The 13,273-nt window shown below is 42.5% G+C and carries 11 protein-coding genes; 5 read left to right on the top strand and 6 right to left on the bottom strand.

Features of this window, described 5'->3' with window-relative positions; translation table 11 throughout:
• Positions 1 to 34: 34 nt before the first annotated feature.
• Entirely contained in the window at positions 35 to 592 is a 558-nt protein-coding gene (locus B1A85_RS03270) for a 2'-5' RNA ligase family protein (RefSeq protein ID WP_104545470.1), read from the top strand.
• A 16-nt stretch (positions 593 to 608) separates the two neighbouring features.
• Here B1A85_RS03270 and B1A85_RS03265 read toward each other — a convergent pair whose 3' ends face one another.
• The 4 genes from B1A85_RS03265 to B1A85_RS03250 all read right to left on the bottom strand — a co-directional run bounded on the left by B1A85_RS03265 (position 609) and on the right by B1A85_RS03250 (position 4,730).
• Positions 609 to 2,000 carry a ribulose bisphosphate carboxylase small subunit gene (locus B1A85_RS03265; protein WP_104545469.1) on the bottom strand — a complete coding sequence of 464 codons (1,392 nt, stop codon included), beginning with the start codon at positions 1,998 to 2,000 and terminating at the stop codon, positions 609 to 611.
• 371 nt (positions 2,001 to 2,371) lie between these two features.
• Positions 2,372 to 2,719 carry a ribulose bisphosphate carboxylase small subunit gene (locus tag B1A85_RS03260; protein ID WP_104545468.1) on the bottom strand — a complete coding sequence of 116 codons (348 nt, stop codon included), beginning with the start codon at positions 2,717 to 2,719 and terminating at the stop codon, positions 2,372 to 2,374.
• Between the two features lie 82 nt (positions 2,720 to 2,801).
• The gene (locus B1A85_RS03255; protein WP_104545467.1) at positions 2,802 to 3,203 is read right to left on the bottom strand and encodes a chaperonin family protein RbcX; all 402 of its coding nucleotides are present in this window, start codon (positions 3,201 to 3,203) and stop codon (positions 2,802 to 2,804) included.
• A gap of 96 nt (positions 3,204 to 3,299) precedes the next feature.
• Positions 3,300 to 4,730 carry a form I ribulose bisphosphate carboxylase large subunit gene (locus tag B1A85_RS03250; RefSeq protein ID WP_104545466.1) on the bottom strand — a complete coding sequence of 477 codons (1,431 nt, stop codon included), beginning with the start codon at positions 4,728 to 4,730 and terminating at the stop codon, positions 3,300 to 3,302.
• A 378-nt stretch (positions 4,731 to 5,108) separates the two neighbouring features.
• Here B1A85_RS03250 and panB point away from each other — a divergent pair, with 378 nt between their 5' ends.
• Positions 5,109 to 5,882 (top strand): 3-methyl-2-oxobutanoate hydroxymethyltransferase, encoded by a 774-nt coding sequence (gene panB, locus B1A85_RS03245; protein WP_104545465.1) that lies wholly within the window; start codon positions 5,109 to 5,111, stop codon positions 5,880 to 5,882.
• A 231-nt stretch (positions 5,883 to 6,113) separates the two neighbouring features.
• On the opposite strand, the gene B1A85_RS03240 is transcribed toward panB, so the two are convergent.
• Both B1A85_RS03240 and B1A85_RS03235 read right to left on the bottom strand, forming a co-directional pair.
• Complete coding sequence (locus B1A85_RS03240; RefSeq protein WP_104545464.1) at positions 6,114 to 7,388, bottom strand: MFS transporter; 1,275 nt, start codon at positions 7,386 to 7,388, stop codon at positions 6,114 to 6,116.
• A gap of 105 nt (positions 7,389 to 7,493) precedes the next feature.
• Positions 7,494 to 10,424 (bottom strand): zinc-dependent metalloprotease, encoded by a 2,931-nt coding sequence (locus B1A85_RS03235; RefSeq protein ID WP_104545463.1) that lies wholly within the window; start codon positions 10,422 to 10,424, stop codon positions 7,494 to 7,496.
• Positions 10,425 to 10,675: 251 nt separating this feature from the next.
• On the opposite strand from B1A85_RS03235, the gene B1A85_RS03230 reads away from it, so the two are divergent.
• From B1A85_RS03230 to B1A85_RS03220, 3 genes are all read left to right on the top strand, one after another.
• Complete coding sequence (locus B1A85_RS03230; RefSeq protein WP_104545462.1) at positions 10,676 to 11,158, top strand: pentapeptide repeat-containing protein; 483 nt, start codon at positions 10,676 to 10,678, stop codon at positions 11,156 to 11,158.
• A gap of 77 nt (positions 11,159 to 11,235) precedes the next feature.
• Complete coding sequence (gene purT, locus B1A85_RS03225) at positions 11,236 to 12,399, top strand: formate-dependent phosphoribosylglycinamide formyltransferase (protein WP_104545461.1); 1,164 nt, start codon at positions 11,236 to 11,238, stop codon at positions 12,397 to 12,399.
• A 4-nt stretch (positions 12,400 to 12,403) separates the two neighbouring features.
• A complete protein-coding gene (locus tag B1A85_RS03220) occupies positions 12,404 to 13,273 on the top strand; it encodes an alpha/beta fold hydrolase (RefSeq protein WP_104545460.1) in 870 nt (289 codons plus the stop codon).

Here is a 13,273-nt window from a genome sequence, read left to right as displayed (position 1 = left end):
ACATAAATGAAGTTTTCATAGGTTATCAGAATCCTTGGCTCAAATAACCAATCGCTATTTTATTGCTTTATTGCCACCGTTGGATATTCAAACTCGCGTTCGAGAAATTCAGCAGCATTTTGCTGAGCATTATGGTAGTCGAGGTGCGTTGCGATCGCCGCCGCATATTACACTACAGCCACCGTTTCTTTGGAATGCGGATCGCGTTAGCCAATTAGAAATGCTTCTTGGGAATTTCGCTCAGCAGCGATCGTCGGTACCCATTGTTCTTGATGGATTTGGTGCTTTCTCGCCGCGCGTCATTTACGTTAATGTCCGCAAATCTCCAGAATTATTATCTGTACAAGCTTGTTTAATGGCACAGTGCGAATCGATAGGAATTGTCGATCCTGTTTCTAAAGCACGTCCTTTTGCTCCACATATGACTGTTGCCTTTCGCGATTTAACACGGCAGAATTTCAAAGCAGCGTGGATGCAGTTTCAACACCAAAAGTTATATTTTGAATTTACGGCAACTGATTTAACGTTACTACTTCATAACGGTAAACAGTGGACTATCCACGCTAATTTTCCCTTTGCTTGTAAAAATTAGCTCGCCTTATTACTACTTAGTTATTATCTGGTCGTTGTACGATTGTTTCCATGATTCGACGTTTATTTTTGGGGTCTATACCAAAAATCCGCACGTAGTCCCCAGTATGTTCGTCTAAGCACGTTTCTAAAGCGATGACAGCTTCTGATTCGCCATGAATTGCAGGGCTACAACTTTGCCAGGAACCAGTACTAAAGCGTCGTTTATCTACATATTCGATACCAATATGATACCCTTGAGCAATCAAGTTTTTGACTTGTTCTAATGTTTCTAAGCCGACTCGGCGCGTGAGAACTTCGTTATGGCGGTTTGTTGAAGTATTAAAACCGTTGTAGCGTGGGGGATTCAACGAACTAGGCTCGTAGCGTGTTGACTGAAAGCTGACAGGTTTCTTCGTATTTTCAGCTAAAGGACGTTCAGAATGAGATTCTGGAGTAGACTGTTGTGCGGAAGAAGTAGGTGTTGGATTTATTGCAGGCGCGATCGCCTGTCCGCGATCGACACTCAATGGGCTACGGTTGGCGTAGTACAACGCTTGGTTATATTCGCGAACTAATCGCGAACTTTCAACGCGTTGCTGTTCTTGAACCATGAAATTTCCGTATTCGAGTAGATGAGCTAAACTAAAATCTGGTTTTTGAAATACGGGCGGTCCTTCGGTACTGTTAACGACACGTAATGATACGCGCTCGATTCCGGTTTCATGGATAAAGCGGCGAATTTGTTCGTCATACACGCGCGATCGCAAAGCACTAAAAAAGTCGATTGCCTGATTTGGAAATGCATCAACGAGTTGCGCAACTTCTTGCGCAGACAAACCATCTTCCGAAAAGATTCCGCCAACGATACCGATTTTATCGTCGCGATCCGGTTCCCAGTAAAACTTTTCCATTCGCCCTTCGCGAATCAGTGGTGCGTATAACGTGGAAAAATCGTTACCTGTAACGATGATGGGAACGCGGTGTAACGGTGTCGAGTCGTAGCTACCAGGAAGTTGTACGTCAGTAGGATTATCAGCAATATTCATCAACGTTGCGTTGACTAATTGCGTGTTTACTGTATATTGCGTTCCTTCGTCAAATCTGCCGGCACCTGCATCAAGGTCATTGATCATCAACGCGGTCATTTTACCGCGCACTTTAATTAATTCCGCAGCTTCGCGATAACGCAAACGAATCAGTCGCGCCGGATCGCCTGCGTCTGGGCTTTCAAGTTCTCCACCAGAAATGTGAACAACTTCAATTCCCATGCGTTCGAAAACTAACTCGCATTGAAATGATTTTCCTTCGCCTTTGCGCCCGTGAATACCTAAAATAAGGGGTACGCGGACTCCTGGAAGATCGAGAAAGTTTTTTGTAATATGAACAGCAAGTTTATCGAGAAAGCGGGGGGAAATATAGTAACTCATGAATTCACAATAGTACCCAATTTAGGATTTAAGACAATCTTAATTTTTTCTAGCCATTGCGATCGCATCCCTACTCAGTTTTGTACTAGCTTGATTTATTAGTATTAACTGCGATCGCGTAAGTAGCTTATGACTTTTCTATATTTAGAGTAGGTAGTCACGGTCAGGTATGTTAAGTTGTTTTTTATATTAATTAAAATTTCTTATGTATAAATAACTGTAGTTAATCTCTTTTCACTACTCTTTGATGCAATTTTATAGCACGCTAAACTACTCATTTTCAGCAAAAAAAGAGGCAGGTTTTCTACCTCTTTTTCCAGGGGATAGATAACTTAAGTTACAGCTTCCCCAGGTGCTCAAACGCAGAAAGTTTAGTATCTACCGCCGTAGCTGCTTTGATTTGGCTTGTGTACGATAAAGCTAAGGACTTGACATTGCTTAACGTTGTCAAAACCTACAACACGAATATAACAGTTGTTGTACTCTGAACGACAAGCTTGGACTTCACTAAGCACTTCTTGGGTACTTCTCGCACCGAACAAAGGCAACTTCCATAGTGTCCAGTAGTGCTCTTCTGGTTCAGAAGATTCATTGAACTCAATTGCTGGAATGTAGCCTTGATTCAGAATGTACTGGACTTGCTTCGTAATTTGAGCATCACTTAAAGGTGGGAGATAAGACAGGGTTTCAAAGCGACGCTCTTTGGGTAAGGTTTGCATATCTTCAGAATTTGCGTATGTCGATGTACGTTAGGGGAGGGAAGTTATCAGCTAGCGAATTGCTAAGTGCTGTGTGGGCTTGCTAACTGGATGAATTATCCAGGTTAGACTCAGTAGTTGCTTGTTGCTCGTGGCTGGGGCTAGATTCTAGTTGCGTAATGCGCTCTAAGTGTTGACGGCGATGCTCCATGTTTGCTTGTTGAATGTCACTAAGAACCATTTCCGGTAGAAAGTCTACGACTTCTTGCGCAATGTGTTCTCTGACAACCATAATCCGCAAAGCCAAATCAGGCTTTTCTTGAAACAATTTGTGGATATATGCTTCTCCGTCTTGAACGACTTCTTTCGCGGAAAAGCGATGCAACCAAAGTGCCAGTGGCGGATTGGTTTCGCTGATCTGAGCTAGTACCGTTCTCATTGCCTGATATGTCAGGTAGCTAGAGAGCGTCTTCGCTGTGTCTTTCGCAATTCGTTTTAAATCCATGCTCGACCCCAGCCGGAGAAATTTAAGATTTTAGATTTGGAATTTAGATTTAAGGTTAATCTAAAATTCAAAATCTGCCATCTCAAACTTAAATTGTTAGAGTGTATCCACTGCCTCGAACTCGAACTTAATTTCTTTCCAGAGTTCGCAAGCAACTGCTAGTTCAGGACACCACTTCGCAGCTTCGCGGATGACGTCGTTACCTTCGCGTGCTAAGCTACGACCTTCGTTACGTGCTTGAATACAAGCTTCTAGTGCAACACGGTTAGCCGTCGCACCAGGTGCATTACCCCAAGGATGTCCTAAGGTTCCACCACCGAATTGTAAGCAGGAATCGTCGCCGAAGATTTCAACAAGCGCTGGCATATGCCAAATGTGGATACCGCCAGATGCTACAGGCATAACGCCAGGCATCGAAGCCCAGTCTTGAGTGAAGAAAATTCCGCGATCGCGGTCTTGCTCGACGTAGTTCTCGCGCATGAGGTCAACGAAGCCCATCGTAATGCCGCGTTCGCCCTCAAGTTTACCTACAACAGTTCCGGAGTGTAAGTGGTCGCCACCAGACATCCGCAAGCATTTTGCTAATACGCGGAAGTGCATGCCATGGTTCTTTTGACGGTCAATCACTGCGTGCATTGCACGATGAATGTGTAGCAGAATTCCATTGTCGCGACACCAACGCGCTAGTGTCGTATTAGCCGTAAAACCCCCAGTCAAGTAGTCATGCATGATAATGGGCATTTCGAGTTCTTTAGCAAACTCTGCCCGCTTCAGCATTTCTTCGCAAGTGGGAGCAGTAACATTAAGGTAGTGACCTTTAATCTCACCTGTTTCTGCTTGGGCTTTGTGAATTGCCTCTGCTACGAACAAGTAGCGATCGCGCCAGCGCATGAATGGCTGTGAGTTGATGTTTTCATCGTCTTTCGTAAAGTCTAGACCACCACGCAGACATTCATAGACTGCACGACCGTAGTTTTTCGCCGAAAGACCAAGTTTTGGCTTGATCGTACAACCGAGCAAAGGACGACCGTACTTGTTCAGTTTATCGCGTTCAACTTGAATACCATGCGGCGGCCCTTGGAAGGTTTTTAGGTACGCCACAGGTATGCGTAAGTCTTCTAAACGCAGTGCTCGTAGGGCTTTAAAACCAAATACGTTACCTACAATTGAGGTTAACATATTGGTGACAGAGCCTTCCTCAAACAGATCCAGTGGGTAAGCAACAAAGCAAAAATATTGGTTGTCTTCACCTGGAACGGGTTCGATATCGTAGCAACGACCTTTGTAGCGATCGAGGTCGGTTAACAAGTCCGTCCATACTGTCGTCCATGTACCTGTGGAAGACTCAGCAGCTACAGCGGCTCCTGCTTCCTCTGGAGGAACTCCAGGCTGAGGAGTGACGCGGAATGCCGCCAGAACATCCGTATCTTTAGGTGTGTAATCTGGGGTGTAGTACGTTAAGCGATAATCTTTAACCCCTGCTTGATACCCAGTCTTTGTCTGAGTCTTTGTTTGAGCGTAAGACATATTTTCTTCCCAAGAAGTCACTCACTTCCACTTGCCACGTGGCAAGCTTCTTAGGAAAACTATACCAAGGATTTAATAAGTTAAGATTTAAATCTGCTGTATTGTTTGATAATTAAACTTTATAAATCTTAAGAATTATTAAATTTTGTGATATAATTTATAATCTGTAGTTAAGGCTACAGTCACTCTAACCCTTAAAAAAACATTAAATTCAAGAAAAACCGACATTAACAAATCTGTACAGTCATGACAAGTTCAGCGCTCGGCAAACCCAATCATAAATAAACAGAAAGAAAAATTAACAAAACTAAACACTATGTTTGATTTAGGCTAACGCTGCGGTGTTCGTTGATTTTAATCGTGTTAACAAAAACGGATATGGCAGTAAATATCCAACAATTAGTTCAGTGGAAAAGACAGGGAAGGGCAATTGTAGCGCTGACAGCGTGGGATTATGCGATCGCGCACCTATTAGATAGCGCTGGAGTAGACATAATTTTAGTAGGTGATTCTTTATCTGTTATCCTTGGTTACGAAACAACACTGCCGCTGACACTTGAAGAAATGTTGCACCATGCTAAAGCTGTCTGTCGCGGTGTCAAGCAAGCGTTGGTCGTAGTTGATTTACCATTTTTAACATATCAAGAAAGCCCGCAGCAAGCATTGCGAAATGCCGGACGAGTTTTAAAAGAGACAGGAGCTCATGCGGTAAAGTTAGAAGGTGGATATCCGGCAATGACAGCAACAGTTGCTTACCTAGTGCAAGCAGGAATTCCAGTGATGGGTCATGTCGGCTTAACACCGCAATCGATACGTCAACTTGGTTTACGGCAACAAGGTAAGACACCAGAAGCTGGAGAAAGAATTCTCCAAGAAGCGATCGCCCTCGAACAAGCAGGAGCCTTCAGCATCGTTTTAGAACATATTCCCCACGATTTAGCCGCACAAATTAGCCAAAAACTGACAATTCCAACAATCGGTATTGGTGCAGGATCGAAATGTGACGGACAAGTCTTAGTAACAGCTGATGTTCTAGGGCTTTCTGAGAAACAACCACCCTTTGCAAAATCATATACCAACTTAAGTGAAGCGATTGTGCAAGCGGTTCAAAGTTTTGCAGCTGAGGTACGGAATCGCAAATTCCCTGAGTAATACCGTTTCGCTTTCAGGTTTCTATAAATAGACCGCAGAGGTGCTGAGGTACAGAGGAGATCTGAGGAAAAATTAGTTGCAGTTCTTATTAAGAGAAATGCTACAACAACATAGTAGAGCTTACAGCTGAGAGGATAGAGATCGGAGGCAATACTTCTCAACTCTCTAGGGCTTCTTCAACTAAGTGAACCTAAAGCCCGTGTAGGTGAACTATGTTTCTTAACAGCAAATTTATTCACTAAGCACTTCTGTAGGTGCGATCGCAGCATCTTTGCGCCGAGCAAGAAAATACAAGAAGAGCATTCCACATAGTGTAGTAAAGGAAACCACTAACCAGGAATGATGCGCTACATTTGGCGGCTGATCCATTGCCCAACCGCCGAGAATAGGACCAATAAAATAACCAATAGACCAACATTGGTAGCTGATAGCAAGGTAAACTCCTCGTAGGGATAAGGGTGCTAACTCAGCAACAATGGCAGGAGCAAAGGGCTTATAAACGACAGAAGCGATCGACAAGATACTTAATGCAGCAATCATTATCGCCAATTGTATTGATGAATCAATTCCAGTCGCCCAAACAAGGAAAAATCCAGTTCCCCATAGCAGCATGGAAATCATCAAAACTCTAACTTTCGACAACGAACCGAGAATTTGGACAATTGGCAGCTGGATTACTGCACCTAAACCGACATAACACCACGTAAACAGATTAGCAATACTGGCGAGTGAAGTTTGTGTAGATTCAGTTGTACTTAGTAGACGCGAACTTGTGTTCGTGAAGTATAAAGGTAAGGTACTGCTTACTAAAGCAACATAAGTCGTAAATAAGATATTAACAACCACAAACAATCTCAACACTTGGTCTTTGAAAGCAACAGCAAATCCTTGCAGCGTATTAGTAGGCTCTGGAGTATCTTGCCGTGTCTCAACAATTGCAACTTGGATTAGCACTAAAAAACCAAGAAATAGCAATCCACCGAAGATAAAAAGTGCTTCAATACGATGAATGAGACTCAGCAGTAACCCGCCACTGAAAATCCCCAATCCGTTCCCTAGACTATCTGCCAAAACTAAAATAGCAAAAGCATGATGACGTTCTTCTGACGCTGTCACATCGATTGTCGCAGCATCAGCAGCAGTCCAATAGCACCCCGCACTCAAACCTATGATTAAGTTGGCAACAATCAGCAGTGGTAAGTTATGAGTAAGCACTAAAACAGACGCAGCAAGGAGCGATAAGATAGCAGAAACTAACAGCGTGTTTTTGCGACCATATTGCGAATCGGCTAAATAACCACCTAAGAAATGTCCTAAAACACCTGCAAGCGAACCGCTACCAATCCCGATTCCAACTGCGGTTGCAGATAAACCCACTTGCTTCACAAATACTAGCGGGATGTAGAACTGAATCAATCCGTAACCTGTTTGGTAGAGCAATCGACCGATCGCTTGAAACCAAACTTGGCGGTTTGACGATTGAAGCAAAGATGGCAGATAAGTCATGTGGTTGGTGGTTAGTAACTCGTGGCTAGTTGCTCGTACATTTATCACCGCAGTCACTCATCACTAACCACTATGCTATTACCTATCTACCCTAGCTGCTTGCGGCTATCGCGATTGAATCTGAGCATTGAGCGTTTTTTCGATGCGATCGCGCGTTTCTTCTAAATGAGCTTTTGTATAGTCATCAAACTTATGCGAGCGTGACAGAGTGCGATTTAGGTGATTGCGCAGTTGGCGAAGTTTATACCAAGCAAGCGTCCGCGCGTCTTCGGGTACAGAAGAAGTACGTAACACCATTGCAGTTAAAATTTTGAGATGTTCGCGTTGTAAAGCACGACGCAAACTATTAATTTCAGTACGTCTATCTGGTTGAATAACTTCTGTCCAGATGTCATTTTGTAGTGTATCGAACAATTCTGGTAGCGTGAGCGCAGTTCCTGGTTGACTTTTAAGTTCGATATCGCGCAACCGAACTAAGCGATCGCCTGACAGTAACTCTTTAAGTACTAAACTTTGCATTAAGTTAATACTGTCGTGAATGGGGTAATCAAGACGTCCTAGCATGACATCACTACCCCAGTGTCGCCAGCGTGACGGTGCTAACTTATTAAGTAAATCAGGTGGGAATTTAAACGCATCCGCGGCAAAGATGTATTTCTCTAAAGTGGCTAACGCCTGACGTTGTTTTTCTACAGGTACGGGTTCAAACGGTAGCCTCCCATTCGGATCTCCTGCATGGTTGCGCGAGAAAGTCTGCCCCCCAATATATTTTGTTGTGTAATAAGTATGGCGGAGGTAGTGCAAGAACACTGCATCAAATAACTCGCTTAATTTCGCGTAGCTTTCTCCTGTTTTGGGATAACGCTTGTGTAAGCGATCCCACATGGCTCGCGAGTTTTCTAATTGCCACTGCGAGTAACGTAACACGTCACTGCTATTATCCCAGGCATTCACTTCTGGATCGAGGTCAAACAAGTCTTCATCAGTGGCGTAGGCGAGTTCTGGTTGTGCGGAACGCCGCGCGATTTCATCTAAAAATGGTTTTTCGGCGATCGGGTGTGCCGCATTTGTTGGTGTATATCCGTATTGAATCGCCCAAATGTCATAAGGACCAACTGCTGAAGGAAAATAATCGCCTTGCTGCATTCCTGGCGGTGCTAAATTAGGCGGAATGTAGTCCATAACCGAGGTTGTCAGCCCTCTAATTTGGGTAACAGTTTTATTGTTCAACTCTTCTGGTTGCAACAACGTGCTACCGCGAAAATTGTGTCGTAAACCCAAAGTGTGTCCTACTTCGTGTGCAATAATCAAACGCAAATACTGATGAATATACTCTTTCATCTGGTCGCTGTTGGGCGACGTATTGTGAAACAACGACAATGCTAGCGAACCGATCGCAAACTGATTAAGCGCTTCAATTCCATAACACAAATCGTATTCGATTGCCATTTGCGATAGCGGCGACAAACGTGAAGGAACTGGACTTGCAATACCAACAACACTTGCTAAACTGGGTTCTGATTCAGGTTGACGTAGCTCATTCGTACAGAGATTACCTCCAGCCCCCATCATGTGTGATAGTAATGATGTTGGTTGTGTTTGGTGCTGTTGAATTAAGTTGCGGTATTCGTGCTTCAGCCGTCGGACAAAGCTAGCATCGACCAAAATATCAGCGTCTAAAATTTCTCCGGTTAAAGGGTTAACGCGAGATGGACCTAACGCAAAAAAGCCGTCAACGGTATTAATCCAGCGAATGGTGTTGTAGCGAACATCAGCCGGGTCCCACTTCGCATCGTTAGGCATTTGCTTAACTTGAATCGCGTCTTTAAATCCTGCTTTTTCAAACGCTTGATTCCACATCAAAACGCCTTCTTTAATCGCCTCGCGGTACTCTAGGGGAACTGCATTTTCAATCCAAAAGACAATCGGCTTTTTAGGTGGTGACAACGGTGCATTAGGATCTTGCTTTTCGAGATCCCAGCGATTGATATAACGTACAAAAGGATCGCTACGGTCGTCGCTGGAAAAATCTTGATAAGCTGTGATGAAATAACCGATACGTTCGTCAGCTAAACGCGGACGGTAGTTACTATTTTTTGGTAATTCAGAAAGACTATAGCGAACGCGCAAAGTTAAGGCACGGCTATCAGGTATTGTAGATAAATTAGCAGGATTTGTGCTGTTACTAGAGGAAAAACCATAAACTGACTCAATTTCAACGTTTAAGGGAAAAGCTTTCGCATCACCAAAATGTGACTTTTTGCTATCAAGTTGATAAGGAACTGATAGCATTGCTGATAGCTGCGATGATAATCCTGGAACGTCGCTTAAAAGGAGATCGCCTAAATCAACAAGAATCGTTTGGCGTTGGGGATGGATGCTTTTGATAGGTAAAGCGTAAAGCACTGAATCACTAAACGAACGTGCGAGCGATCGCGCTTGCGGATCTCCTGGGCGCGTGCGAAAGTTGACATTACGCACCACAAAATGCAAACTATTATTGACGCGGCGGAAATAAAAGAGAAAGTCTTGTAATGGCATTCCGCTATAAATACCGCGCTCGCCAATACCCGATTCCATCGTAACCGTGCCTAAAAAGTTTTTATTTAACTGCTGCGGCTTAATTTCTAAATAGATTTTGCCTGTATCTTTTTGTGTATAAAGCGTATATAACCCTTCGACTTTTGTCGTATTTTTGACAACTTCGTGAAATGGCTGTAAGTCAGCTTGCTTATTTGTATTTTTTGTAACTATATTTTCGGGAATATTTGGTTTCTTTTCGTCTTTAACAGGTTGTAAAAATGGCTGTCGTGCTGCTTTGACATCCTCAACTACCCAAACAAACGGTTGACGTTGCGGTTTGTCGTCTTGAAGTACCCATACTCCTGGTGGTAGGTTTTGTAAAGGGTTGTCTTCTCTCTGGATTTCAGTGGACTGTGATAGTGGAGGTATCGACGCAATTCCTGCGATCGCTGGTTTAATGCCAACAATTAATAAACTTTGTAATAAAACAACGTATAATGGTAGCCTCTTCATTCCACCAATCCCTTCACTGGTTTTTGATCGTTATAATTTATACAGCGGCGCAATTGATTCCTAAGTCTCCTCCCCCACCAGCCCCAGCACTTTGGCTATCCTGGGTTAGCATCAACTTTAGCCTTTAAGCCAAGCTTGCTATTGTGTAGCATTCCCAGAAACGGCTTTTTGTTAACGGTCATATCTTACTTTTGCACTTAACTCAGCAGGATATTGGAAAGTTATGCACAAAATTAATTGTTTTTAGCACAATGTTGAACTCTGCGACTCAAGATCTTTACAACACGTGCAAACAGTTTCTCCAAGCAAGCCGTTGTCAACGTTTACTACAACTTCAGCAGCTTGGTTTAGCACGTTATGCTGATTTCTTAACGCAAATCCGCTTGAGTGAGGTAAACATAATCTGTGTCATGCGTTTTTTTCAAAATCCTAGTCGCGTAAAGTTTCCTGAGCTTCAAGGCGCAGACTTATCAAACTTAGTTTTAGATGGTAGTAATTTGATTCGTGGAAATTTGTCAGCCGCTAATTTACAAGGAAGTAGTCTTGTTGATGCTGATTTGATATTTGCTAATTTTACAAACGCAGACTTGAGAAACGCTAATTTGACAGGTGCAACATTAAATGAAACGATTTGGCAGGGTGCTAAAGTTGAAAATTGTATTTTTGGTGAAGGTGTTGGATTGACGGATATGCAACGGCAAAATTTAATCTTACGTGCTGCTCGGTTTAATTAGAAAACGAATCACATAGGATACAAAGAACGCAAAGTCTCTTTGAAAAATTACAAGAAATTTTAGATTGACGTTTTGATATGAGTTTAACACTGCCACGAAAGTTTTTATTGCTTGGTTCAGGTGAATTAGGTAAAGAATTTGTTATTGCAGCGCAACGTTTGGGCAATTATATTGTTGCGGTCGATCGATATGCGAATGCACCAGCGATGCAGGTAGCTGATGAATGCGAAGTAATTTCAATGCTGAATAGTGATGATTTAGAAGCTGTTGTTCAAAAACATCAACCAGATTTTATTATTCCTGAAATTGAAGCAATTAGAACCGAAAAGTTACTTGAGTTTGAACAGCGTGGAGTTACAGTTATACCATCGGCAAAGGCAACAAATTTTACAATGAACCGCGATCGCATTCGCGAGTTAGCACATAAACAATTGGGAATTCGTACTGCTAAATATGCTTATGCAGCTAGTTTAGATGAGTTAGTTACATCTTCTCAAGCTATTGGCTTTCCCAATGTTGTTAAACCTATCATGTCTTCATCAGGAAAAGGTCAATCAATTGTTTATCAATCGAATGAAGTTAAAACAGCTTGGGATTATGCCATAAAAAACTCTAGAGGAGATAGTCAAAAAGTTATTGTAGAAGAATTTATTTCATTTGAAACTGAGATTACTCTCTTAACAATTAAGCAGTGGAACGCCCCAACAATTTTTTGTCCTGCGATTGGACATCGGCAAGAAAACGGAGATTATCAAGAGTCTTGGCAACCTGCTGAAATAACTGATAAATTGTTAGCAGAAGCCCAGGCGATCGCGCAAAAAGTTACCGATGCTTTAGGTGGTGCAGGAATTTTTGGAGTTGAATTTTTTGTGACAAAAGATGAGGTCATTTTCTCAGAACTTTCACCGAGACCTCATGATACAGGCATGGTGACATTAATTTCGCAAAATCTCAACGAGTTTGAGTTACATCTTCGGGCTGTTTTAGGATTACCAATACCGCATATCGAGCTGTTAGCACCTTCTGCAAGTGCAGTCATTTTAGCTAATGAATACGCCGATACGGTTTCTTATGTTGGTGTTACTGATGCTCTAGCAGAAAAAGACGTTGATTTACGTTTATTTGGTAAGCCAGATACACGCCCAGGACGACGCATGGGAGTTGCTTTAGCTAAAGGTGAGAATGTAAGAGTAGCACGAGCAAAAGCAATAAAAGCTGCGAGCCAAGTTAAAGTTGTCTAACGGTATGTTTCCCGCCTTTTTACCATCTCAAGTACAGTTGCTTAAGGAAGATGCGGCAATTGTTTTAGCCCAAAGTATTGAGCGTAAGTCGATTGTAACTCCGTTGAGTCCACAGGCGATCGCAACAGCTTATGTACGTCAAGGTACGGGTAAGCCTATTTTACTTTTGCATGGATTTGATAGTTCAGTACTAGAATTTCGCTATCTTTTACCGTTACTGGCTAAAAACTATGAAACTTGGGGGATTGATTTACTGGGATTTGGTTTTACTGAGAGAATTAGAGGAATTGATTATAATCCAGCCTCAATCAAAGCCCACCTTTATAGCTTTTGGAAATTGATTGATCGACCATTAATACTGATTGGTGCTTCGATGGGAGGCGCTACAGCTATTGATTTCGCGCTTGATTATCCGCAAGCGGTTGAAAAGTTAGTATTAATTAATAGCGTAGGCTTTAGCGGTGATTTTCCAATTGGTAAATTCTTATTCGCACCTTTTGATTATTTAGCAGTGGAGTATTGGCGACAGCGTAAACTTCAAGCCCTATTTTGGGATCGCTTTAATTCCTCACAATTAGTTGATGCTATCCGATGTGCATCGTTACATTTGGATATGCCTTATTGGTATGAGGCAATGTTGAGTTTTATGAAAAGTGGTGGGTACAATCATTTAGTAGATAAAATTTCTAAAATTAATATACCAACACTGATTTTATGGGGCGATCGCGATGATACTTTGAGTGTGAATGATGCAATGAAATTTCAACGGGCAATCGCAAATTCTCGGTTGATTTGGTTAAAAAATTGCGGTCACGTACCACAATTAGAGCAGCCGAAAATGTTAGCTTGTTGTATTCAAGAGTTTTTGAATTAG

It is taken from the genome of Chroococcidiopsis sp. TS-821 (assembly GCF_002939305.1).
Lineage (GTDB): Bacteria > Cyanobacteriota > Cyanobacteriia > Cyanobacteriales > Chroococcidiopsidaceae > Chroogloeocystis.
Note: the sequence above shows the minus strand (reverse complement) of the source record. Positions and strands in the feature narration are given on the sequence as shown.

Excerpts from the sequence above, each read along its gene's own strand:
- purT (WP_104545461.1), top strand. The coding sequence starts at position 11,236 with ATGAGTTTAACACTGCCACGAAAGTTTTTATTGCTTGGTTCAGGTGAA.
- B1A85_RS03265 (WP_104545469.1), bottom strand. The coding sequence starts at position 2,000 with ATGAGTTACTATATTTCCCCCCGCTTTCTCGATAAACTTGCTGTTCAT.
- panB (WP_104545465.1), top strand. The coding sequence starts at position 5,109 with ATGGCAGTAAATATCCAACAATTAGTTCAGTGGAAAAGACAGGGAAGG.
- B1A85_RS03220 (WP_104545460.1), top strand. The coding sequence starts at position 12,404 with ATGTTTCCCGCCTTTTTACCATCTCAAGTACAGTTGCTTAAGGAAGAT.
- B1A85_RS03230 (WP_104545462.1), top strand. The coding sequence starts at position 10,676 with ATGTTGAACTCTGCGACTCAAGATCTTTACAACACGTGCAAACAGTTT.
- B1A85_RS03260 (WP_104545468.1), bottom strand. The coding sequence starts at position 2,719 with ATGCAAACCTTACCCAAAGAGCGTCGCTTTGAAACCCTGTCTTATCTC.
- B1A85_RS03255 (WP_104545467.1), bottom strand. The coding sequence starts at position 3,203 with ATGGATTTAAAACGAATTGCGAAAGACACAGCGAAGACGCTCTCTAGC.
- B1A85_RS03235 (WP_104545463.1), bottom strand. The coding sequence starts at position 10,424 with ATGAAGAGGCTACCATTATACGTTGTTTTATTACAAAGTTTATTAATT.
- B1A85_RS03250 (WP_104545466.1), bottom strand. The coding sequence starts at position 4,730 with ATGTCTTACGCTCAAACAAAGACTCAGACAAAGACTGGGTATCAAGCA.
- B1A85_RS03240 (WP_104545464.1), bottom strand. The coding sequence starts at position 7,388 with ATGACTTATCTGCCATCTTTGCTTCAATCGTCAAACCGCCAAGTTTGG.